We start from the raw sequence: 21,874 nt of genomic DNA on the forward strand, positions 1-21,874 counted from the left end.
ATCATGCCGTGCTGCTTCTCGAGAAGCGCGGGCCTCCTCCCGTGTATACCTGACCAGATACGCCGGCCCTGTCGGGCGGCCGGCGACGTGCATGTCACCAGCACAGGCCGTGATAGATGACGTTTCTGTTTTCCGGTCTTTCGATGCGCGCCAGATCGATGACGGTTACCGGCTTGCCGGCGGTTTCGATCGCATCCTTCAGACCGGGGTACGTGTTGCCGACGACAATGACTTCGGATGCAGCGATAACGTCCTTGATGCTGTCGTGGAGGAGCGGCGCTATATGCTTGAGAAAATTGCGGCCCTGGCTCGCATCCCTGGCAACATGGGGATCGTAGATCAACACATCCTTGCCCTTGCCAAGAAAACCCTCGACGAGTTCAAGTAATGGGCTTTCCCTGAGGTCGTCTGTATCGGCCTTGAAGGTCACGCCGATGAAGCCGATTGTCTCATGTGAGGCTGCGTCGACCAGCGAACGGGCATGATCGATCTGAACAGCATTGGCAAGCCGCGCGGCGTCCAGGACCGGCGTCGGCACGTTCATGGCGCGCCCGAGTGCCGTCAACGCCCGCAGATCCTTCGGAAGGCAGGAACCGCCATAGGCGAAGCCCGGCTTCATATAGGCCCGGGATATATTAAGGCGCGTATCGGAGCACAGCACATCCATGACGACGTGGCTGTCGATGTTCTTGGCCTTGCAGATGTTGCCGATCTCGTTCGAGAAGCTGATCTTGACGGCATGCCAGCAGTTGCTGGCATATTTGACGATCTCCGCGCAGCCCATCGGAATGACATGCGGTGTGACGCCAATGTGGCCGACGAGCGTCTTCAGCGCATCAATGGAGCGCGTATCATCCGCATACTGCCCGAACACGATCGCACCGGGCTTGTAGTAGTCGGCGATTGCCGTGCTCTCGCGAAGGAATTCGGGGTAGTAGGCGACGCCGAAATCACGTCCGGCGATCTTCCCTGAAGCCTTCTCCAGCGTTGGAATGACGAGCTCTTCCATCGTGCCGGGCAGGATCGTCGAACGCATGACAATGATATGAAAGTCGCCCTTGTGCCGCAGCGCATTGCCGATGTCTTCGCAAACCTGACGAACGTGATCGGTGTTCAAGGTGCCATCCGACTGGCTCGGTGTTCCGACACAGCAAAACGAGATATCGGTATCGTTGATGGCGTCGACTGCGCAGTGGGTTGCGCTCAAAAGGTCGTTTGCGTGCGCGTGTTGCAAAAGCTCGTCCAGGCCGGGCTCGACGATCGGAGCCAGACCTCCGGCAAGACGCTCGACCTTAAACCGGTCAGGATCGACCGCCACGACGGCGAATCCGTCCTTGCTGAGGCATGCGGAGAAAACGCAACCAACATAACCAGCGCCAAAGACACTCACGCGATAGGGACGGGCCTCGGCGCTTGGATAGTAATTGTCTAGAACGGCGACTTTTTGTTTGGAGGCAAGGCGGACCGAATTCAGCTCAAGTTCCATGTTTAACCTCGTCTGCGCACAGTTAAACTCTCCGGAGAATTTCTTCGCGGAAACACTTGCTTACAGTCTAAGGAAACCCCCACGAGACGTAGTTTATTAACCGTCTTTGTTGTCGCGGTGACAATTATGCTAAGCGCAAATAACGATGTATGCAATAGATAAAAATTAGAGAAACATAATATAGATTTCGGCTGCGTTTCTTGAGGTTTAAATAAGTAAAATAAATCAAACGATTATGGGTGACGTTGGAAGGTGCGCAGCGCAATGTCCGAGCCAAAGGCTCTTGCTTTTCACGGTTAACCACCAGCTGTTTTGCGTTCAAATCAGCGCAGATGAGTGTATTTCATTCTGGGACTTCGCAAGATTGCGCACGCTGCCGCCAATACTTTCATGAGAAGTATTTATTGCTATTTGGCCGTAATGTTTCTGTGAACCGTGCTTCACCGTGCCGCGCCCGTGGGATTTACAAAGCTTCAGGGCTGCCAGGTGGTCACCCCTTCACAGCGCCTGCGGTCAGCGAGCCGGAAATCTGTCGATACATGACGAGACCGAGCACGGCGGGTGGCAGCGCGCCGAGCATCATGACGGCCGATGCGGTTCCCCACTGCACCCCGCCTCCGCTGGCGGCAAAGAAGAAGGAAGCGCCGACGGTCATCGGGACTGCCTGGCTGGTCGTCAGCATGAGGCCAAACAGGAACTCGTTCCAGGCAGTGATAAAGCCGAAGATGAAGGTTGTCACCAATGCTGGCCGAACGACGGGCCTGATGATCATCACCATCACCTGCCACGTACTGGCGCCATCGACTTTCGCGGCCTCGTCGAGTTCCAGAGGCACATCGGAAATGGCGTTGACCATGATGACAAGCGCAAGTGGTGTATTGACGATCGTCAGGATAAGCCCCAGCCCGAGCTGCGTATCCAACAGACCAAGCCATTGATACATCATGTAGAGCGGGATTGCGAAGATGATCAGCGGCACTGCCCGCAGGTTGATGATGATCGGCAACACGGTACGCTTGCCTGCCTCGCTTCGGGCGATGACATAGGCGGCCGGGAAGGTGAGAATGATCGCTAGGCTCGTGCCGATGAGCGAAGCGATCGTGCTGTTGAAAAGGTAGGAGTAGATGTTGAACCGGTCCGTCTGCGTCAGAACGCGAAGGTAATTCTCCAGCGTCGGCTGGCTGACCCAGAGGCCGGCGTTGACCGATAGTTCTCTCGCACTCTTCAGCGAGGTGACGAATGTGACGATGACCGGAAAGTTCATCGCCAGGGCGGCAGCCGTAAAAACGATCCAACGAGCAGCGTTCAGCATCGCTATGTCCTCCTGCGTCCGGCGAGCCAGTTGAGGCCATAGAGCACGGCAAGCGATGCTACGAACAGCACGACGGAGGCGGCAACGGCTTTGCCGATCGCGCCTTCCTTGAAAAAGGCCTGGTAGATGTAGATCGAAAGCGATGTTGTCGATCCGCCGGCACCACTGCCGGTCAGCGCATAGACGTTGTCGAATACGCGAAAGCCGTCGATGAAGCGGATGAACAAGGCAATGACGAGCGTGGGCAGCATCAGCGGAAGCTCGATCCACCACAGGACCTTGTACCATGGTGCGCCATCGAGCGAGGCCGCCTCGCGCACATCCAGCGGTATCGCAACGTAGGCCATGTAAAACAGCAGGAAGGCGAACGGCGTCCACTGCAGCGTCTCGACAACGACAAGCGTGCGAAAGGCATTGTTGATGTCGAGGAAGGCTGGGCTGTCACCGAACCAAGAGAAGAGATAGTAGGGAACCGGCCCGGCGAACTCGTGCAGGACGAGCCGGTACATCAGGCCGATCATTGCAGGGGCGACCATCAAGGGTAGCATCAATGGCGCCATCAGAAACGATCGTCTTGCAATGAGTGGCGCAAGAAAGACCGCGAGGAACAGGCCGATCAGGCATTCGGCAAGTGCGGTCACGACACCAAAGCGCATCGAGAACGATACGGCCTGCCAGAATTCCCGGTCGGCAAGCACCGCAGCATAGTTGCCGAGCCCGCTGAGGCTTGGACTGCGCAGGCTCTCAAAGCTGACGGTCGAGATGGAATAGATGAGGTTGACGAGGGAAGGAAAGCCCAGGAAGAGAAGCAGGAACGCCACAAGCGGCGTCAGGTAGGCTCTGCCTTCGGCACGGTTTACAATAGCCATTATGGTCCGCCCGATGGGCCGGCGCCAGGCGAAACCTGACGCCGGGTTCGTCTTACTTCTTCAACAGATCCTGCATGCCCGTCTTGACATGGGCAAGCGCCTCGTCGAGGCCTTGCTGGCCGGACCAGAAACCCGTGAATTCCTTGGCCTGAAGCTCGTAAACCGACAGGGCGCTTGCGGCGGTGGCGCCGTTCATCACGTAGCCGTATTTGCTGGCGAATTCACCGAGTTTGACGAGGTCGGGACGGTCGCTGGAAACCTTGGCGACGACATCGGGCGAAAGGGCCGGAGAGCCACCGCTCCTGGCGTAGAGAAGTGCTGCATCTTCCGTGGCCAGCCATTTCAGGAACTTGGTCGCTCCTTCCTTGTTCTTGGCATTCTTGTTGAGGCCAAGACCGAGACCATGAATGTGATCGGCGCGCCCGTTAGGGCCGGCGGGCGGCGCGACGATACCGGTCACCGCGGCCACGGCCGGCGACTTTTCGGCGTTGGTCAGATCGGCCGCAGCGGCATTCCATTGCAGCGCGGTTGCAGCCTGGCCCGAGCCATATGCCGCGTTGGTCTCAGCGTACTCGTAGCTGAGCGAATCCTTCGGCGACGCGCCTGCATCATAGAGCTTCTTGTAGAGCTCGAGGCCGGTCTTGTACGCATCGGAATCAACCGTAATCTTGCCGTCCTTGTCCATCCAATCGCCACCATAGGACCGCGGCAGGGATTGAAAGACCATCATGTTGAAAAGCAGGTTCTTCATCTGAAGAACAGTGCCGTAGCGCACCGGGCTCGCCGAATTCACCTGCTTGCTGAAATAGAGCGAGGTTGCTGCCCAATCGTCCCAGGTCCAACTGTCGGGATCCTTCGGCTGCAGCTCCTTGCCGAGGTATTTTTTGGCAATTTCTTCGTAGGTCTTCTTTGCCGCCTCATCCTTCATCAAGGCGTCAACCAGATCCTTTCGGTAGTACATGAAGTGCAGCGACAGATCCGTGGGCACGCCATATTGCTTGCCATCGAACTGCATCGTCTTGAGCACGGCTTCACCAAACACCTTGGCGGCCTCAGGACCCAGTTCAACCGCTTCCATGTATGGCGCGTAACGGCCGATCGAGTAGGTGGCGACCAGATTGACATCGAAAGCGTCGGAGCCGGCGGCCATGTCGGCCTGCAGCTTGTCGAAGAAGCCATCGCGGTTGAAGAACAGCAATTGCACCTTGTCGGCGTCGCTGATGCCGGCTTGCGCATTGTAGGCTTCGACCGTGGCTCTGAGCGCGGTTTCCTCCGAGCCACCCGGCCAGCCGAGCACAGTTACAGCCGCGTTTGCCATGCCCGGCAGCGTAACGCTCGCAAGAAGCAGAGCCAGTGCCGGAAGAGACCCAGTGTTGAATTTCATCGTCGTTCCCTTTCTTTTGTTGGGTTTCATGCCATTCGCTCGCCGCTACTTTTCGTCTCCAGCAAGGTCCGCGGCGCCAATGATGCCTGCGCGGCGGCCGAGCTTTGCCGCCACGAGACGCGGCGTAAGACTGGGCGACAGACCCGACAGGTGGCTGCGCATGAGATCGAGATACCCCTGCGCCAGACCGATGCCGCCGCCGATGACGATCGCGTCCGGATCGAGCATCAACTGGATATCCCGGCAGAGCATCGCAACGCGATGGGCCGAATGCGACACGATATCGGCGGCCCAGCTTTCGCCGTTGCGCGCGCGGTCGAAAACGTCGACCGCATCGATCGGATGGCCCGCCGCCAACGCCTCGCGGGCAATCCATCTGCCTGACGTCTGATCTTCAAATGGAACCTGCCCCTGCGATGGCGACCGGATCAGGCCAAAGTGGCCGGCAAGCCCTGAAAGCGGCTTCCCATTGATGACGATCCCGCCTCCAATGCCGGTCGAGATCGTCAGAAACACAAGGTCGCAACCTACCCCTGCCCCGAACTTGTATTCCCCCCACGCCGCAGCCTGCGCGTCGTTGACGGCATAAGCCGGCCTGCCAAGCAAAGCTGTGACCCGGTCTTGAAGAGGATAGAGATCGGGAATGGGTAGGGTCGCCGGATTGAGCGCCGACCAGTTCCCACCTTGGATAAAGCCGGTCACCGCAATGCCGATCCGTGTGTATCGGTTCCGCCAGCTTGCCGTGCTCTTGCACACCGTCGAGAGCCAGGCATCCGGCCCGGCGTCGCGTTCGGTGGGAACGACGATCTCTTCCAGAACAGCAGCGCCGCTGATGAGCGCCGCCATCGTCTTGGTGCCGCCGATGTCGATGGAAAGAACGGTTTCCCGCTTCGTGTCGTGCGGGCGCTGATATGCCTTGCCGATCGCCTCATTGAACCATGAGGTCACGTGCTCGGTGCGGGTTATGGCAGAGCCGACGACAACGGCAAACGCCCCGGCTTGCGCTGCCGCGAAAGCTTGCTCAGGCGAACGGATGCGACCCTCGGCGATGACATAGGGTGTCAGTTTTCGCATCGCCACGATGAGTTCGATATCAGGGTCGACCGGTTCCGGCCCGTTGACGTAGCCGGACAGTGTGGTGCCGACGAAATCGACGCCGGCGGCAAGGGCTCGCTGCGCATCGGCGATGGAGGAGCAGTCTGCCATCGTCAGCTTGCCCCTTGCCTTGGCAGTGCCGACAAGCTCCTCCACCGAAGCCGGGCGGCGGCGGTCGGTCGCATCGAAGGCGATGATATCGGCACCGGCATCGGCCAGCGCTTCGGCGTCGGCAACGAAAGGTGTGATGCGAACCGGACTGTCGGGAAGATCTCGCTTGACGATGCCGACAATCGGAGCGGCAACGACGGGGCGTACGGCTTTGACATAGTCGACCGACTCGATCCTCAACGCCTTGGCGCCAGCCTTAAGGGCGGCCTTTGCAAAGCCCGCGACGAAATCCGCATGATCCATCGGCCCGCCGGGAACCGGCTGGCACGATACGATAAGACTCTTCTTGATGTCGTCGTGTCGCACTCGTGACACTCCATTTCGGCATCACGATAGATAGAAAATACCAGATTACAACCAGTTTGTAACTGGTCTTATCGCTGCAACTCGAAAACGAAATCGTAGACGTCGCCTTTGTAGCGTGTCTCACAGTATTCCACGATCTGTTCGTCAGGCAGGAAGCAGCGTCTTTCAGTCATCAAGAGGGGAGCGCCAACCTCGCAGTGCAGATGCTGCGCATCGTCGCTGGATGCCGCTCTCGAACGCATGCGCTGGATTGCCCGCTGGGGCATGAAGCCACGCGCCTCAAGGGCCTCGTAGAGCGAATCTCCAATCAGATCAGGCGTTGGAAGAAAGCGGGTCGGAACGGTGGACGTTTCGACCGCGATTGGTGCGCCGTCCGCGGTGCGAACCCGCTTCATGCGGATGACATTTGCGTTCGCGGACACGCCGAGCGCCATCATCTCCGCTGGCGATGGGCGGCTTATCTGCTTGGAAATCCATATGCATCCGGCCACCATGCCACGGGCGCGGATATCCTCCGAGAAACTCGTCAACGTCGACAGCGACTTCTCGACACGCGATCCGACCTCCGTCTTGAAACCATGGCGGCGATTGAGGAGCCCCTCTTCCTCAAGCAATGCCAGCGCCTTGCGCACCGTCACACGCGACAGCGACAGGCTCTCGGCAAGAACCCGCTCGCCCGGCAAAACAGCGCCGGCTTTCACGACGTTTGAACGAATGGCAGCTTCAATGGCCGACCTGAGCCGTTTGTAAAGGGGCACATCGGGCGCCGTCAGGCTGAACTCCTTGCTGACGCGTTCGATCAAGCTGGTACTTGGCATGGCTCCCCTCGCGATGGACCGATTGCCAAAAGATTTATGGAAATCGTTATCTGGAGCTATACTGGTATTATACTGTTCATGCAATTGCTGACGAGCGACCCGATGGCACCACTCCGGATCGGGCCATGTGCGGGCTGCTCGGCATCAGTGCCGTATGACAGTTCTGATGCGGACACTTGCTGCTCGAAACCAGCTCGAAATCGTTCTGGCTTCTTAAAAGCTGAGCATGGCGCACGAAGCCGGCGCGCACGGGCGGCCCACGAGCCACTGCGTGACCAACACTATGCCGTCAGGCGGCGGGTCAAAAGCATCTGTCGACGCTCCCACCAGACAAGTGTGAGGCTGGAGGCAACGATCAGCGCAGCACCGGCCACCACATGCGGTGTCGGGACGTCCGACCAGATAAGATAGCCGTAGAGAAACGCCCAGACGAGGCCGCTATATTCCATCGGCGCGAGTGTTGAGGCGGGTGCGTAGCGGAAGCCCTCGTAAAGCAGATACTGGCCGGCTGCAGCCACGAAGCCGAGGCCGATCATAAGGATCCAGCCGAAAAGATCCGGCGTCTTCCACAGCCATGGCAGCATGACGCCGCAAGCGACAACGAACAGAAAGCTTGTTGCCATCATCTGGTTCAGCGTGCTTTCAGTGCGGCTGACAAGGCGAACAAGCACCGTGCTCCACGCCCAGCAGAAACCGGCGAAGATGACCATTCCGGCCGGTACAAGGCTTGGTGCTTCTGCTGGATTGGCTGCCAGCACCACGCCTGCGAACCCGCCGATGCACGCCAACCAGCGCATCGGCCCGACACTTTCCTTGAGGACGAGGATCGATAGCATCACGACCATGATGGGTGCTGAGAAATACATCGTGGTAATCTCGGCAAGGCCGAGATCGCGTGCAGCCGAGTAATAGGCCATCCATGCAGCAAGCATGAGTCCGGCACGCACGAGCAGAGACTTCCGGTGGGGGCTTTTCAGTATGGAAGGATGCCGCAGCCGCCGGACCATGATGCCGGCGACGATAACGATCATGATGCTGCGCATGAAGAGGATCTGCGGGACCGCGTAATCGGCCACGAGCCACTTCACCACCGCGTCCTGGATGGCAAACAGCGAATAGCCGGAACAAGCAAGCGCAATTCCGACGAGCGGGCTCGGGGCGTGGTCATGGGATGGTGAGAGCATTGGCCTGCGACGGGTTACATCTTGTGGATGACGCCTATCAAGAAGCTCGCCTCGTGACAATCGCCAGAAATCAATCGCAGAGTGCCGTCGGACGGCCAGGGAATTCTCGGCCCGGTTTTGATTGGTACCCCTACCCGTTGCTTCATCTGTGCGACCTTATGGCAGATCCTCGCTTCGGGCCTTGCCTCGCGGACGCAACTGCGGTGTATCATGAGCAGTCTTAGGGCAAGCAGAGGGTGCGTGGAATGAATGACGGCAAGTCGGCGCTTTACATGGCGACGTCGTGGGCGCTGTGGCCAGCGCTCTTCGCGGCGGGTTTGATCGGGGCGGGCTTTGCCTTCCACACAAAGGTACCCCTGTTGTGGTTCAATCTGGTTTATCTGACGCTCGTGGCTGCAATCGCAAGCTTCGAGCGGTTGATGCCCTATGAGCAAGACTGGCTGAAGCATGATGGCGAAACCTTCAACGACATCGCCCATACGCTCCTGACCAAGGGTGGCGTGCAGATTGCAGCGGCCATCGGAGCATCTGCCCCAATGGCGCTCGCGACGGTCGTGCAGCCGGCGCTTACGTCGCCGACGGCGATATGGCCGGACCAATGGCCCCTCGTCTTCCAAGTCGTGCTGGGTTTGATCATTGCCGAATTCGGTCTTTACGTCGCACACCGCGCCGCCCACGAGATCCTGTCGTTGTGGCGATTTCATGCCCTGCATCACAGCGTGGAGCGCCTGTGGGTCGTCAACACCGGTCGTTTTCACGTGGTCGATTCGCTCTTCAAGATCGCGCTCAGTCAGGTTCCCCTCTACCTCCTGGGAGCGCCCCTGCCCGTCTTTCTCTGGATCAGCGCCGTCACAGCCTTCATCGGCCTTCTCACTCATTGCAACATGGATGTTCGCACAGGCCCGCTCGACCTGGTTTTTAGCACACCTCGCTTGCATCGTTGGCATCATTCCAAGGTGCTTGCCGAAGGAAATACGAACTATGGCGAGAATCTTGTGCTGTGGGATCAGCTATTTGGCACCTATTTCAATCCGGCGCGCAGGCCGCCTGCCGAGATCGGCATCAGTGGACGGATTGCCGAGGGCTTCATCGCCCAGCTTGTCCAACCGTTTTCGGCCAAAGGGTTCAAGCAGATCCTAGGACGTCGCCGCGAGCCGCAAATGCGCCCCTTGTCTCAAGAGGAGCAGGTCGCACAGAGTGATATCGGCCGGCACAGCCGGTTCAAGCGGCGGTGAAAGAGGGTGGGACGCCTAACCGCAGATGGCGCTCAGCCATTTGCTGCGCGCCGTCTGTGGAGATATATCGATGTACGGAAACGCGAGCCGGGAAAAACTTACTCGGCAGGTGTCGCCCACCTTGCATCGCTTTGGAAAATATCATTGAGCTTGTAAGCAACTTCCGTCCGGTTCGTTGCCTTCAGCTTCTTCATGATATTGCGGATGTGAACCTTGACCGTGCTTTCGCGTAGATTGAGTTCATAGGCGATGATCTTGTTCGCCTTTCCCTTGCGAAGCGCCTGCACGACCTCGGCTTGCCTTAACGTGAAGATGCGCGCGAGCTCGTTCGGCCGCTGTTGTTGCTGGCTCGCCTTCACTGTTGCTGCTGCCGCCGCAGAAAAGCTGTTGCCCGCGACAATAAAGGTGCCGCCTGCAACCGCCAGGGCGATTGCCTCGACGCAAACCTCGATTCCGACGGAGGTCGGAATGAAGCCGCGCGCGCCGTATTCGAGTACTCTCAACGTTTGACTAAGGTCATCACCATCGGCCAGAATAATCACTGGAGCCGGTGCAAGTTCCGAGGTGATATTCGCGATCTCTTCACACAGCGCTGCATCATTTGCCTTGCCGCCAGCGATATTGAGGAGAACCGCGCCAACCGGTTGGCAGGTATCCTTCTTTTTCCGCCATTCTGCGATCGAGCCAACGGCAACAGCACTCATGCCAAGGCCATTCGCCCTTAATGTCGTCGCAAGGCATTCGCGTTCGAGTGTTCTGGCGTCGACGATCAGCAGGCACTGATCATCGCCGTGTGTCTCGTCAGAATGCTCGAAATCTATGGTTGCCTTGGATGGTGTCGTTACAGGCCGGAGCCTGCTCAATGGTATTCTTGCACTTTCAAACTCTGAAGGTACGTAATTCATACTAGCCTCATACCCTATAGTGCTGGGGATGGTTCGCACGAAGTATACGCAATACTTTGCGAAGGTCCCCTGAGCGCAGTGATGATCCCCTTTAGTATGCAAGTAAAGTAGATCCCCAACCTTTGCCCAACCACAATTTTGTTGAATGATGGATTTCTACTTTATTAAGAAACTACATACATGCTTGCTAATAAGCAATACAAAAATATTTCCAAAAGTTAACCGGAGAAATCTAAATATACAAAAATGTACCACTCGTTGGCGAATCGTGAAATGTAGTTTCAGTGCACGGTAAAAGTGACATGATGACCTCGCTCGCGCTGATATTTGTTGGAATAAAAATCCTGAATAATGTTACGGCATCAGCGTATTTTCGGCAGAAATACGCTTAAAGATCGCATTTGTGCATGGTTAATTCTGTGGATTGCAACTGTAGTAACTATTCAGTTTCCTGACAGGAGCCAGATATACAACGCAAGCTTGTGATTTGTATTTGGCATTTTCTGCTGGCGCCCGATAAATATTATTACGATGCGCTTGGCGGAGCCTCCTTGTGAGGGCCCTCTCAAGATCGTTCCATTTTCTGTCATGAATGAGAGATTGACGGCGCTCGAAGGAGATGCGCTCACGCTTCCGGTTGGGATACAGAGTTGCTTGGCCCATAGGCTTGCCCGAATACCAAGGCATAGGAGAAGACCTGAAATGCCAACACCTCGTTTCGCCCTCAACCATATGGCGGCGCCGTCGCTGCCGATTGAAGACTTCTTCGGCATGGCCACCGCGCTTGGCATCGATGCCGTCGAGATTCGCAACGATCTCACAGGCAACGCGATCATCGATGGAACCTCGCCGGAGACCGTCGCCGCGGCGGCGAAACGCCATGCGACGACGATTGTTTCGATCAATGCGCTGCAGCGCTTCAACGAGTGGAATGCCACGCGTGCCGATGAAGCACGGGAACTGATCGAATATGCGAAGGCATGCGGCGCACAGGCGCTCGTTCTTGTCCCGAAAAACGATGGCACCGGTCGAGCCGATGGCGAGCGTCAGGAGAATCTGCGCCAGTCGCTGGTTGCACTGAAGCCCATGCTTGATGCTGCCGGGATCGTCGGGCTTGTGGAGCCACTGGGCTTTGACATTTGCTCCCTTCGTTCCAAGGCGGAGGCCGCCGCAGCAATTGATGCCCTGGCGGCCCGATCGACCTTCAAGCTCGTTCATGACACGTTCCATCATCACCTTGCCGGCGAGGAACAACTGTTTCCCGAGCTGACCGGGCTGGTCCATATCTCGGGCGTCGACGATCCCACCGTTTCTGTCGCCGATATGCGCGATCCGCACCGCGTCCTGGTGGCGGCAAATGATCGTCTGGACAACACCGGACAGATCAGGGCGCTGATGGAAGCGGGTTATGCGGGACTGTTCTCGTTCGAGCCCTTCGCAGCCGAAGTACACGATCTGAAGGATCCGGAAAAGGCGCTGCGGGCGAGCATGGATTACCTCTCGACGCAGGTCTGAGCCGAGTGAGCCCTTCCCCCTACTCGCGACCGCGAAAGCGTCGCTGGTAGGTGGCGTCATAAAGCGAGCTTTCGCGAAAGTCGGTGGCCATCAGCGATGGGCCGATAAAGATGATCGCCGTGCGCTCGATGGGAGCGGCGGTCAGCTTTGTCTCGATGTTGCCAAGCGTTCCGCGCACGACCCGTTCATCTGGCCAGGATGCCTTGGCGACGATCGCAACCGGGCAATCGGCGCCGTAGAGCGGCGTTAGTTCTGCAACAACCTGCCCCAGCGCATGAATGGCAAGGTGGATGGCCAAAGTTGACCCCGTTGCGCCGAATTTCGCCAGCGTTTCGTCGTTCGGCATGGGCGATGCACGCCCCGAAACGCGCGTCAGCACCAGACTTTGCGCTACTGCCGGGATGGTCAGCTCGCGACCAAGGGTGGCGGCAGCGGCCGCAAAAGCAGGCACGCCAGGTGTCATCGTGTAGTCGATGCCATGCTTTTCGAGCCGGCGGATTTGCTCGGCGACTGCACTCCAAACCGAAAGGTCGCCCGAATGCAGTCGCGCCACATCCTCGCCGGCGGCCGCCGCGCGCAGGTACTCGGACTCGATCTCGTCGAGCGACATCGGCGCGGTATCAATGATACGCGCCCCAGGCGGGCAGTAATGCAATAATTCCGGCGACACAATCGATCCAGCATGAAGACAGACAGGGCACTGGGCGATGAGGTCGCGGCCGCGCACCGTGATCAGATCCGCCGCACCCGGTCCCGCGCCGATGAAATGCACAGTCGTCATGTTTTTTTTCTCACTTCTTTATATAGCGCCATTGCGTCACTGGCATGGCTGGCCGCCAACCGTTCATGCCGCCGATGGGTGCAGAGCGCGATACTTCAATGCGCGTCAGCGTGCCGCCGCGCTCTTCATGCATTGACAGCAGTAGCGCCTCCATCTCGAGCGTGACGGCGTTGGCTACGAGGCGCCCTCCCCCCTTTAGCACCTGAAGCGCCACGTCGAGCACGCCTGCCCCGCTGCCGCCACCGCCGACGAAGATCGCATCAGGTTCAGGTAGGTTCGCAAGCGCCTCGGGCGCCTTGCCTTCGACGATGGCAAGCCCGGGGACACCGAGGGCAAGCGTGTTGCGCGCAATTCGTGCCGCTCGCTCGCTTGATTGCTCGATTGCAACTGCCCGCAGCGACGGATCGGCGAGCATCCATTCGATGCCGATCGAACCGGAGCCAGCTCCAATATCCCAGAGCAGTTCGCCGTGGCGGGGAGCAAGCGCTGAGAGCGTGATCGCACGGACGTCCTGTTTGGTTAACTGGCCGTCGTGCTCAAAGAGCGTATCATCGAGCCCCGGCGTAAACGCTATCACCCGCGCCCCCTCCCCTGCCACGACCTCAATGGCACAGACGTTTAGTGGATCGATCTGACCGAGATCGAAGCTATCGGCGCGTGCCTGGCGTCGCCGCTCGCGCTGCCCGCCAAGCGCCTCAAGGACGTGCAATTGGGACTGGCCGAAACCGGAGACGCGCAGAAGTTCTGCAAGCTGGCTCGGCGTCTCGGCGTCTGAGGTCAGTGCGGCAATCCGCCGGCCGTGATGCAGGTGCGGTCGGATCAGTTCGAGTGGACGGCCGTGCAGAGAAATCGTCGCCACCTCTTGCAGCGGCCAGCCCAGACGCGAGGCGGCCAGGCTGAACGAGGATGGGGCTGGAATGACCCGCATTTCCTCGGCGCTGATACGTCGGGATAAAGTAGCCCCGATTCCATAAAGAAATGGATCGCCCGAGCCGAGGACGACGACCGGCAAACCGCGGCGCGCGGCGACTGCCTCGACGGACCGATCGAACGGACTTTCCCAACAGAGCCTCTCGCCGGTGACGAGCGCGGCCACCAACTCATGATGCCGCCTGCCGCCGAAGACGACAGGTGCGGCCGCGATCAGCTGTTTTGCCTCATCGCCCAGACCGGCTGGACCGTCTTCTCCGATGCCGATAATAGTCAGCCAGCGTCGGCTGGAAGCAGAAGGCATATCACACATGGGCAAAATCCGCATCCTGATGCTTGGGGGGACTGGCGAAGCGCGTGCGCTGGCCCAATCGCTCACTGATACAGGCCGGTATGACGTTCTGCTTTGCCTTGCGGGCAGGACTGAGAAACCGTCCCATCAGCCGGTTCCGGTTCGCATCGGCGGCTTTGGCGGAGCTGAAGGGCTTGCGGCGTTTCTGCAGGAAGGGCGGTTCGACCTCATAATTGACGCAACTCATCCCTTCGCAGCTCGCATTTCGCGGAACGCCGGCGCGGCGTCGGCGGCAAGCGGCATTCCCGCATTGGCGCTGCGCCGACCCGAATGGAGAGCTGAACCGAAAGACCGGTGGACACATGTCGCGACTGTTGCCGAAGCAATCGGCTCGCTTGGCTCCTCCCCCCGCAGGGTCTTCCTGGCGATCGGTCGCCAGGAAGCGCATCGCGCCGAAGCGGCTCCCCAGCACTTCTACCTCGTGAGAAGCGTCGATCCAGTTGCGCCGCCGCTTATCCTTCCTAACGTCTGCCTCGTGCTCGATCGAGGCCCCTATGATGTCGAACGTGAAACCTCGCTGTTTCGCGCCCATCGAATCGACGCCTTGGTGACCAAGAACAGTGGTGGCTCGGCGACCTATGCAAAGATCGAGGCAGCACGCCAACTCGGCATCGAGGTGATTATGATCGCACGCGCGCCTGCTGCCGCCATGCAGACGGTCGCAACGATCGAAGCAATGCTGGCAGCGATCGATCACCTCTTCCCCTCAGCAATGGAGCGCGGAGTGTAGACGAGATCAGGCTTGCCGTCTCGGGAGATCACCTTCGTTTCAGGCGAGCCAATGATGACACAGGTTGCCATGTCCGCGGTTGCTGCGTCGGCGTCGGCAAGGCGCTGGACGGTGATACATTCGTCGGCACGTCCTGCCGCCCTGCCGAAAATCACCGGCGTCGCCGCGGGAAGCTCGGCGCGCAGCAAGTCGAACGCTCTACCCAATTGCCAGGGTCGTGCCTTGCTGATCGGGTTGTAAAGGGCGATGACAAAGCCTGCTCTGGCCACCATCAACAGGCGATTTTCTATGATATTCCAAGGCTTTAGATTGTCCGACAGCGATATGGCGCAAAAATCATGGCCAAGCGGCGCGCCGACGCGGGCGGCGACCGCAAGCATGGCGGTAATTCCCGGTAGCACGATCAGATCAACCGCGCGCCATTCTTGCGGACCGTTGTCAATGGCCTCGCAGACGGCCGCCGCCATCGCGAAGACTCCTGGATCTCCCCCGGAAACGACGCAGACGCTCGCGCCGGCCGCCGCCGCGCGCAGAGCTGCCGATGCCCGATCGAGCTCCTCCCGGTTATCGGATGCCTGTCGCCGCTGATCGGATCGCAGGTTTAACCGGTCGAGATAGGGTCCGTATCCGTAGAATTCGGTTGACTGGGACACGGCGGCTAAAGCTTCCGGCGTCATCTGGTGCGGATTGCCCGGGCCCGTTCCGATCACGAAGAGCGTCCCGGTCACCGGCTGGCCTCCCAGCCGGGCACGAGTACCAGGGAAAAGTAAGGGGCGTCGCCATCAAGGCGGTCGACAAGCTTTGTCATTGCCGCATTGGCCATCGTACCGCGCTCCACATAAACGGCTTCGGCAAGGCGGCCCGACGCTTCCAGCGCGCGGCGAATCTTGGGAAGGTTGCGTCCAACCTTCATGATAACGGCGGCCTGCGTATCCGACAGCCTCCGCTGCAACTCGGCTTCAGCCATCGTACCGGGTAGTACGGAAAGGACGTCGTCTCCCTGGACAATCGGAATACCGGCAAGCGACCAGCATCCGGACATGGCGCTGATGCCGGGAATGACCTCGGTTGGATAGCGGTTCGCCAACCGTATATGCAGATGCATATAGGAACCGTAGAACAAGGGATCCCCTTCGCTCAACACGGCAACGGTGCGGCCCTTCTCCAGATGGACAGCGACGGCGTCTGCCGATTGATCGTAGAAGGTGGTAATCTGGTTGCGGTAAGCCTCCTCGCTCTTCTCGATCTCGGTCGTCACCGGATAGTAGAGCGGCAACAACGTCTTTTCTGCGCTCAAGAGAGGCTCGACGATCGACTTGCCGTTGCCGCCCCTGCCCTGCTTGGCAAAATAGGCGACGACATGTGCTGCTTCGATCGCCTTGACGGCTTTGAGGGTCAGGAGTTCCGGATCGCCGGGGCCGGTGCCGACGCCGATAAGGCGGCCAAGGTTCCTCATAGGCCGGGCCTCGCCAGAGCGTTTACGGCGGCTGCTGTCATCGCGCTACCACCGAGGCGGCCACGCACGATTGCAAATGGTACGCCATAGGAATTTTCGGCAAGTGCATCCTTGGATTCAGCTGCGCCAACAAAACCGACCGGCATCCCGATGATTGCTGCCGGTTTCGGTGCGCCGTCGCGCAACAATTCAAGAAGATGGAAGAGGGCCGTCGGGGCATTGCCGATGGCAACGACGCTGCCGCCAAGCCGCTCCAGCCAAAGCTGAAGCGCGGCAGCCGAGCGGGTATTGCCGGCTTGCTTTGCCAGTTCCGCCGTGCGCGGATCATGCAGCGTGCAAAGCACCTCGTTGTGTGCTGGCAGGCGCCTACGGGTGACGCCGTGCGCCACCATTTCTGCGTCGCAAAAGATCGGTGCCCCATCATGCAAGGCTGCGCGTGCGGCACTGACGAAGCCGGGCGCGAACACGAAATGCTCTGCCGCTTCAACGAGACCGCATGCATGGATCATGCGCACGGCAATATCGGCTTCCTCCGCAGAAAACCGTGAAAGGTCAGCTTCGCTGCGAATGATCGCAAAAGATCGCTCATAGATCGCATCGCCGCTGTGAATGTAATCGTAGTCCGGCATTCCTATCCCTGTCGCAGCGCCCTTGTGACGTCGCCTTTGCCGACCCGTCTAAGGCAGGCAGCAGCCGATTCGCCAGCGTGTCTCTCGTTTTTGATGAGGCGAGCGAGTTCCTCTATAGCGGAATCGATGTCGCCGCTAGCAATCTGTGCATCGGGAGCATCCGAAGCCTTCCCGTTGAGGATGAGATGGTAGCCGTCCTGCGCGCCGACAATGGAAAGGGTCGGCTGCGGATGGGCACACCCCTTGGCGCAGCCGGAGAGATGAACAACCATGGAGCCGTCCAGCAATTCGGGAGCGATGGACACCAATCTCTCTGCATGGGCCTTGGTGTGATAATGGCCTGAGGCGCAGGCGCCGGCGCCTGCACACGTGGCGATGTGCGCCGACGGATCGTGACGGTCGGTAGACAGGCCATACCTCGACGCCATCTGCGCAATGAGTATCGCGGATCGACATGTGAGCTCAGCCAGTAAGAAAATGTGTCCAGGGCTCGGCCGGACTTGCGTTGCGCCGAAAGCTTTGGCTGAGCCGAGGAACGCGACGAGATCGCTGGCGCGTACTTGCCCGAAGCGAGGCCTCAGTCCGAGAACTGCGGCGCCATCCGCAAGGGTAAGGGTGCCGACCAAGGGATCTTGGAATGCGGGGGCTCTTGCGCGCTTCATCAGCTCCATCGCGGGGAAGGCCGACAGGAGGCGCGCGCCTTCGACATCGCGGCATCGTTTGTGCCGGCCAAGCGAAATGAGCAGGCGAAGCAGATCTCCAACTGCTCGAACAGCCTGATCGGCGCTTCCTATCAGCAATGGCAGTGCGGTTCGTCCGTCGCCGTTGATGGCGACTTGCCAGACACCGGCGGATACGGCGGTAACACGAATGTCACCAGCAACGGCAGCAAGCCCACAGTTGCTCCCACCATCGATCAGAATTGAGAGTTTCGGCGCCAGCATGGGGGAAAGGAGCTCCGCGGCGAGTTTGTCGCGCAGCAGTGCTTCAATCTCGGCGGGGTTCCCGATCTCGTCAGGCGCGATGCCATGCAACGGTGAGAGTTCAATCACGGGACCGGCGGGAACCGAGATTCCGGCGGCGTCGAGATCGGCTGCGAGCGGTTGGACGGTCTGTGGTCCAAGGCCGCGAATTTGCAGGCTGCCGCGCGCTGTGATCTCGAGTATCCCGTTACCGTGCCTGTGCGCTGCCTCGGCCAACTGGATGAATTGCTGGATCGAAAGAATGCCGCCGGCCGGCCGCAGCCGCGCCAACAGACCGTCGCCCGTTTGCATCGGCTCCAGCAGCGTCGGACAGGCGCCACGACGCATCCGGGGCGAGGGGACCTCCTCCCGGCTATCGCGCGCCGTCTGTTCGCCAGGTGCCATTGTCGCCAGTTCCTTCGCTCATGTCCTTATATGATTGGGACAATCCGCGCAAAACCATGATCTTCGTCAAAGATCATCGAAATCGTGACCTTTGCGGAGCAGATAGATGTCCATGATCCAGCCGTGGCGCGCACGCGCTTCAGCCCGTACTCTGACGATCTCGTCGGCAACGTCAGCCAGTCGTCCGGCGCGCGTGATCTCGTCGGGCGTGCCAAGATAGGCACCCCAGAAGATCTCCGCGTCGGGGTCATCGATTTTCGAAAAGGCGAGCTCGCCATCGAGCATGACGACCGTGCTTTCAGCCCGATTGCCTTTTTCGACGAGACGCCGACCCGTGGTGAGTTCGAGCGGCTTTCCGACAAGGTTGATCGGGATGCGATGGCTTGCAGCAAGGGCTTGTACACTCGTAATGCCGGGAATGACGCTGAATGCGAAGCCGAAACTGCTGGCTACACGGGCGCGTTCCAGAATGCGGATTGTGCTGTCGTAGAGGCTGGGGTCGCCCCAGATCAGGAAGGCACCCGTACCGGCCTCTGGCAGGCCTTCGATGAGCCTGACATAGGTCTCGGCAATGGCGGCATGCCACGCATCCACACTTTCGAGATAGGTCCGGTCGGCTGTGGCTCGCTTTGGTACGGAAAATTCGATGATCTCAGTCTTGCTGTTGGTGACGTAGCGGCTGCAGATCTCGCGGCGAACAGCAGCCAAACCGTCTTTTTCCGGGCCTTTGGTCGGGATGAAGATGGCGTCGGAGGCATTCATGGCGTTGATCGCCTGAATGGTGACGTGCTCGGGGTTTCCTGTTCCAATGCCGATGATGTGGATATGAGGCACGCCGTCTTACCTTTTTCAGTTCGGCTCGTTTGTGGCGCAACCAAGCCGTCGCCGCAAGAGGGTAAGGCGCAGTTGGCCGCGGCCAACTTTGCGAGTGCCTGCCAGCCATGGCCATTCTTGTCGCGATTCGCGAATCATGGCATTCTCGATACGCTTTTTAGCGCGATGTTGACAGAAAAGCGCATTGATAGGGATCGAGTGTTTTGGACAACATTAGCGTATCGACGACGGATGTCCGCATCGAGCGGCACGCCAACCAACTTTCGCGTCAGCTGAAGCTTCTTCGTGAAAAGCTCTTTCCGCCGTTGTCCCAGAAGACGCTGCGGACGTTTACGTCCGGCGAAGCGGCGCAAATGATCGGTGTGTCCGACGGCTACCTGCGCCAGCTGTCGCTCGACGGTAAGGGGCCGCAGCCAGACGTCTCCGTCAACGGCCGACGGTCCTATACGCTCGCCCAGATTAACGAGCTGCGCCACCATATGGCGCGGATCAAGCCGAAGGATGCGCTCTCCTATCTTCCGTGGCGTCGGCCGGGCGAAAAGCTGCAGACGGTGGCGGTGACGAATTTCAAGGGCGGCTCGGCAAAGACCACCACGACCCTTTACCTCGCCCAGTACCTGGCGCTGAACGGCTACCGCGTGCTGGCAATCGATCTCGATCCGCAGGCATCGCTGTCGTCCATGCTCGGGGTCCAACCGGAGTTCGATCTGGCTGACGGTGATACGCTCTACGGCGCGATCCGCTATGATGCGAGCCGTCGTTCGCTCAAGGACGTCGTACGCAAGACCTATTTCGAGGGACTTGACCTCGTGCCAGGAAATCTTGAGCTGATGGAGTTCGAGCACGAGACGCCGCGCGCGCTCGGGGATCGCCAACGGACCGGGGAGGTGTTCTTTCGGCGTGTCGGTGTTGCCATTTCAGAGGTCGAGGCCAACTACGATGTCGTCGTCATCGATTGCCCGCCGCAGCTGGGTTATCTGACGCTCGGCGCCGTGTGCGCGGCAACGTCGCTTCTGATCACCATCCACCCGCAGATGGTCGACGTTGCGTCGATGTCGCAGTTTTTGTTGATGACCTCGGATCTGCTGTCCGTCGTGCGCAAGGCCGGTGGCGACCTGCAACATGACTTCATCAAATATGTGGTCACGCGCCACGAGCCGTTCGATGCGCCGCAGTCGCAGATCGTGGCGTTGCTGCGCAACCTTTTCAGCGACGATGTGCTGACGGCGACCATCCTGAAGTCCACGGCGATCGCCGATGCCGGGCTGACGAAGCAGTCGCTCTACGAGATCGAGCGAGGTCAGGTCCGGCGTTCGACCTATGACCGCGCGTTGGAGTCGGTCAACGCTGCGAATGGTGAGGTGTTGGCGGGAATTCACAAAGCATGGGGCCGGACATGAGCAGACGGGATCGACTGAAGGGACTGTTCGACGATACTGCGCAGGAGTTGGCCGCGGCCAACTCGGAGGATGAAACGCCGATGCGCGGCCCGGCCGGCCCGGTCCGTTCGATGGCGCTGACGCTTGGGCGCATGGAGGAAGAAAGCAGGGCGATGCAGGAGGCGCTGCTATCTGGCGAGCGCGTCGTTGAACTCGATCCAGAACTCATCGACATGTCCTTCGTCAGAGATCGGCTGGCGGAACTTCCCCAGGATGTCGCGGACGAACTGGTACGGTCGATCGAGGAAGATGGACAGGAAGTGCCTATTCTCGTTCGACGGCATCCGCAGCACGATACGCGTTACCAGGTGGTTTACGGACATCGGCGGCTCCAGGCGCTGCGACTGCTCGGGCGCAAGGTGCAGGCGATCATCCGGACACTGGATGATGTCGATGTCGTCATCGCGCAAGGTATCGAGAATTCCGCGAGACGTAACCTCTCCTATATTGAACGAGCCGTCTTTGCCTTCAATCTCGAGAGCAAGGGTTTCGAGCGGCCTGTTATCATGAAGGCCCTTTCGACCGACAAGACGGAATTGTCAAAACTGATCTCGGTTGCCAAGAGCATTCCAATGGAGGCCATCCTGACGATCGGTGCCGCGCCGGCCGCGGGACGTCGCAAATGGATCGCGCTTGCGCAAGGTTGGACCAGCGCAACGACATCGAGGTTGCGGGGGCTGCTTGGCTCGGAGGACTTTGCCGCTCAAGCGAGCGATCGTCGCTTCGACCTCGTTGTCGCCGAACTGGCAAAGAAGCCGGAGAGACAGGAGGCCACGGAGTATGAATGGTTGCCGAAGCGGGACGGCAAGATCAAGGGTCGCATCCGCAGCGCGGGCGATTCCTTTACCATCGCGCTAAAGACAGGCGATGCGGCGGATTTTGGCGGCTACGTCGCGCGCCACCTCGATGAACTCTATGAGGCATTCAAGGCTGGAAAGTAGCGTCGCGGCCGGCGTGCGCTCAGTCTGCCTCGAAAACCGGCTCGCTCCCAGTCGATATTCACCGTGCGGCGATTTGAGTGCGCCGACGATCGATGCCATACATGACGGAAGTTAAGCGTGATTTGGATTCCGTTG

20 protein-coding genes are annotated in these 21,874 nt (G+C 59.4%); 5 read left to right on the forward strand and 15 right to left on the reverse strand.

The genetic code is table 11. From position 1 onward, the window contains the following. Nucleotides 1-94 precede the first annotated feature (94 nt). From WGT02_RS21850 to WGT02_RS21880, 7 genes are all read right to left on the reverse strand, one after another. Complete coding sequence (locus WGT02_RS21850; protein WP_208246808.1) at nt 95-1,486, reverse strand: nucleotide sugar dehydrogenase; 1,392 nt, start codon at nt 1,484-1,486, stop codon at nt 95-97. A gap of 490 nt (nt 1,487-1,976) precedes the next feature. Beyond that, on the reverse strand, nt 1,977-2,798 hold the full coding sequence (locus tag WGT02_RS21855; protein WP_024314425.1) for a carbohydrate ABC transporter permease: 822 nt from the start codon (nt 2,796-2,798) through the stop codon (nt 1,977-1,979). Nucleotides 2,799-2,800: 2 nt separating this feature from the next. Beyond that, the gene (locus tag WGT02_RS21860; RefSeq protein WP_208246810.1) at nt 2,801-3,667 is read right to left on the reverse strand and encodes a carbohydrate ABC transporter permease; all 867 of its coding nucleotides are present in this window, start codon (nt 3,665-3,667) and stop codon (nt 2,801-2,803) included. A gap of 52 nt (nt 3,668-3,719) precedes the next feature. Next, nucleotides 3,720-5,051, reverse strand: a complete 1,332-nt coding sequence (locus WGT02_RS21865; protein WP_208246812.1) for an extracellular solute-binding protein — start codon at nt 5,049-5,051, stop codon at nt 3,720-3,722. Between the two features lie 45 nt (nt 5,052-5,096). Continuing rightward, a complete protein-coding gene (locus WGT02_RS21870; RefSeq protein ID WP_208246814.1) occupies nt 5,097-6,623 on the reverse strand; it encodes a putative N-acetylmannosamine-6-phosphate 2-epimerase in 1,527 nt (508 codons plus the stop codon). Nucleotides 6,624-6,691: 68 nt separating this feature from the next. Next, nucleotides 6,692-7,441, reverse strand: a complete 750-nt coding sequence (locus tag WGT02_RS21875; RefSeq protein WP_024314429.1) for a GntR family transcriptional regulator — start codon at nt 7,439-7,441, stop codon at nt 6,692-6,694. 281 nt (nt 7,442-7,722) lie between these two features. Continuing rightward, the gene (locus tag WGT02_RS21880; RefSeq protein WP_024314430.1) at nt 7,723-8,625 is read right to left on the reverse strand and encodes a DMT family transporter; all 903 of its coding nucleotides are present in this window, start codon (nt 8,623-8,625) and stop codon (nt 7,723-7,725) included. A 245-nt stretch (nt 8,626-8,870) separates the two neighbouring features. Between WGT02_RS21880 and WGT02_RS21885 the strand changes: the two genes are divergently transcribed. After that, the gene (locus tag WGT02_RS21885) at nt 8,871-9,860 is read left to right on the forward strand and encodes a sterol desaturase family protein (RefSeq protein WP_024314431.1); all 990 of its coding nucleotides are present in this window, start codon (nt 8,871-8,873) and stop codon (nt 9,858-9,860) included. A 98-nt stretch (nt 9,861-9,958) separates the two neighbouring features. Here WGT02_RS21885 and WGT02_RS21890 read toward each other — a convergent pair whose 3' ends face one another. Continuing rightward, nucleotides 9,959-10,765: a response regulator transcription factor gene (locus WGT02_RS21890; RefSeq protein WP_024314432.1), complete on the reverse strand. Its 807-nt coding sequence runs from the start codon at nt 10,763-10,765 to the stop codon at nt 9,959-9,961. 702 nt (nt 10,766-11,467) lie between these two features. On the opposite strand from WGT02_RS21890, the gene WGT02_RS21895 reads away from it, so the two are divergent. Continuing rightward, nucleotides 11,468-12,280 (forward strand): TIM barrel protein, encoded by an 813-nt coding sequence (locus WGT02_RS21895; protein ID WP_208246816.1) that lies wholly within the window; start codon nt 11,468-11,470, stop codon nt 12,278-12,280. A 19-nt stretch (nt 12,281-12,299) separates the two neighbouring features. Here the strand turns inward: WGT02_RS21895 and cobM are convergent, their stop codons facing one another. Both cobM and WGT02_RS21905 read right to left on the reverse strand, forming a co-directional pair. Beyond that, complete coding sequence (gene cobM / locus WGT02_RS21900; RefSeq protein WP_024314434.1) at nt 12,300-13,061, reverse strand: precorrin-4 C(11)-methyltransferase; 762 nt, start codon at nt 13,059-13,061, stop codon at nt 12,300-12,302. Nucleotides 13,062-13,071: 10 nt separating this feature from the next. Beyond that, entirely contained in the window at nt 13,072-14,304 is a 1,233-nt protein-coding gene (locus WGT02_RS21905) for a bifunctional cobalt-precorrin-7 (C(5))-methyltransferase/cobalt-precorrin-6B (C(15))-methyltransferase (RefSeq protein WP_024314435.1), read from the reverse strand. Here WGT02_RS21905 and WGT02_RS21910 point away from each other — a divergent pair. Beyond that, nucleotides 14,303-15,073 (forward strand): cobalt-precorrin-6A reductase, encoded by a 771-nt coding sequence (locus tag WGT02_RS21910; RefSeq protein WP_208246818.1) that lies wholly within the window; start codon nt 14,303-14,305, stop codon nt 15,071-15,073. The genes WGT02_RS21905 and WGT02_RS21910 overlap by 2 nt on opposite strands. On the opposite strand, the gene WGT02_RS21915 is transcribed toward WGT02_RS21910, so the two are convergent. The 5 genes from WGT02_RS21915 to cobF form a co-directional block, all read right to left on the reverse strand. Then, nucleotides 15,037-15,801 (reverse strand): precorrin-3B C(17)-methyltransferase, encoded by a 765-nt coding sequence (locus WGT02_RS21915; RefSeq protein WP_024314437.1) that lies wholly within the window; start codon nt 15,799-15,801, stop codon nt 15,037-15,039. The genes WGT02_RS21910 and WGT02_RS21915 overlap by 37 nt on opposite strands. Further along, entirely contained in the window at nt 15,798-16,529 is a 732-nt protein-coding gene (locus tag WGT02_RS21920; RefSeq protein ID WP_208246821.1) for a precorrin-2 C(20)-methyltransferase, read from the reverse strand. Before WGT02_RS21920 ends, WGT02_RS21915 begins: the two co-directional genes overlap by 4 nt. After that, nucleotides 16,526-17,158, reverse strand: a complete 633-nt coding sequence (locus WGT02_RS21925) for a precorrin-8X methylmutase (RefSeq protein ID WP_024314439.1) — start codon at nt 17,156-17,158, stop codon at nt 16,526-16,528. The genes WGT02_RS21920 and WGT02_RS21925 overlap by 4 nt, the downstream gene beginning before the upstream one ends. 2 nt (nt 17,159-17,160) lie before the next feature. Continuing rightward, entirely contained in the window at nt 17,161-18,525 is a 1,365-nt protein-coding gene (gene cobG / locus WGT02_RS21930) for a precorrin-3B synthase (RefSeq protein WP_208246823.1), read from the reverse strand. Between the two features lie 66 nt (nt 18,526-18,591). After that, the gene (cobF, locus tag WGT02_RS21935) at nt 18,592-19,359 is read right to left on the reverse strand and encodes a precorrin-6A synthase (deacetylating) (protein WP_024314441.1); all 768 of its coding nucleotides are present in this window, start codon (nt 19,357-19,359) and stop codon (nt 18,592-18,594) included. A 203-nt stretch (nt 19,360-19,562) separates the two neighbouring features. Between cobF and repA the strand changes: the two genes are divergently transcribed. Both repA and repB read left to right on the forward strand, forming a co-directional pair. After that, nucleotides 19,563-20,759, forward strand: coding sequence for a plasmid partitioning protein RepA (gene repA / locus WGT02_RS21940; RefSeq protein WP_208246825.1), 1,197 nt, complete (start codon nt 19,563-19,565; stop codon nt 20,757-20,759). Then, complete coding sequence (repB, locus tag WGT02_RS21945) at nt 20,756-21,739, forward strand: plasmid partitioning protein RepB (RefSeq protein WP_024314443.1); 984 nt, start codon at nt 20,756-20,758, stop codon at nt 21,737-21,739. The genes repA and repB overlap by 4 nt, the downstream gene beginning before the upstream one ends. The last annotated feature ends 135 nt before the right edge of the window (nt 21,740-21,874 follow it).

The organism is Rhizobium sp. T1470 (genome assembly GCF_042140505.1).
GTDB classification, from domain to species: Bacteria; Pseudomonadota; Alphaproteobacteria; order Rhizobiales; family Rhizobiaceae; genus Rhizobium; species Rhizobium favelukesii.

What these genes read in the sequence shown, in the direction of transcription:
- cobG (WP_208246823.1), bottom strand. Translation starts at nt 18,525, where the DNA reads ATGGCACCTGGCGAACAGACGGCGCGCGATAGCCGGGAGGAGGTCCCC.
- WGT02_RS21920 (WP_208246821.1), bottom strand. Translation starts at nt 16,529, where the DNA reads ATGAGGAACCTTGGCCGCCTTATCGGCGTCGGCACCGGCCCCGGCGAT.
- WGT02_RS21905 (WP_024314435.1), bottom strand. Translation starts at nt 14,304, where the DNA reads ATGTGTGATATGCCTTCTGCTTCCAGCCGACGCTGGCTGACTATTATC.
- WGT02_RS21880 (WP_024314430.1), bottom strand. Translation starts at nt 8,625, where the DNA reads ATGCTCTCACCATCCCATGACCACGCCCCGAGCCCGCTCGTCGGAATT.
- WGT02_RS21850 (WP_208246808.1), bottom strand. Translation starts at nt 1,486, where the DNA reads ATGGAACTTGAGCTGAATTCGGTCCGCCTTGCCTCCAAACAAAAAGTC.
- WGT02_RS21860 (WP_208246810.1), bottom strand. Translation starts at nt 3,667, where the DNA reads ATGGCTATTGTAAACCGTGCCGAAGGCAGAGCCTACCTGACGCCGCTT.
- WGT02_RS21885 (WP_024314431.1), top strand. Translation starts at nt 8,871, where the DNA reads ATGAATGACGGCAAGTCGGCGCTTTACATGGCGACGTCGTGGGCGCTG.
- WGT02_RS21865 (WP_208246812.1), bottom strand. Translation starts at nt 5,051, where the DNA reads ATGAAATTCAACACTGGGTCTCTTCCGGCACTGGCTCTGCTTCTTGCG.
- WGT02_RS21890 (WP_024314432.1), bottom strand. Translation starts at nt 10,765, where the DNA reads ATGAATTACGTACCTTCAGAGTTTGAAAGTGCAAGAATACCATTGAGC.
- cobM (WP_024314434.1), bottom strand. Translation starts at nt 13,061, where the DNA reads ATGACGACTGTGCATTTCATCGGCGCGGGACCGGGTGCGGCGGATCTG.
- WGT02_RS21910 (WP_208246818.1), top strand. Translation starts at nt 14,303, where the DNA reads ATGGGCAAAATCCGCATCCTGATGCTTGGGGGGACTGGCGAAGCGCGT.
- WGT02_RS21895 (WP_208246816.1), top strand. Translation starts at nt 11,468, where the DNA reads ATGCCAACACCTCGTTTCGCCCTCAACCATATGGCGGCGCCGTCGCTG.
- repB (WP_024314443.1), top strand. Translation starts at nt 20,756, where the DNA reads ATGAGCAGACGGGATCGACTGAAGGGACTGTTCGACGATACTGCGCAG.
- WGT02_RS21925 (WP_024314439.1), bottom strand. Translation starts at nt 17,158, where the DNA reads ATGCCGGACTACGATTACATTCACAGCGGCGATGCGATCTATGAGCGA.
- WGT02_RS21875 (WP_024314429.1), bottom strand. Translation starts at nt 7,441, where the DNA reads ATGCCAAGTACCAGCTTGATCGAACGCGTCAGCAAGGAGTTCAGCCTG.
- WGT02_RS21855 (WP_024314425.1), bottom strand. Translation starts at nt 2,798, where the DNA reads ATGCTGAACGCTGCTCGTTGGATCGTTTTTACGGCTGCCGCCCTGGCG.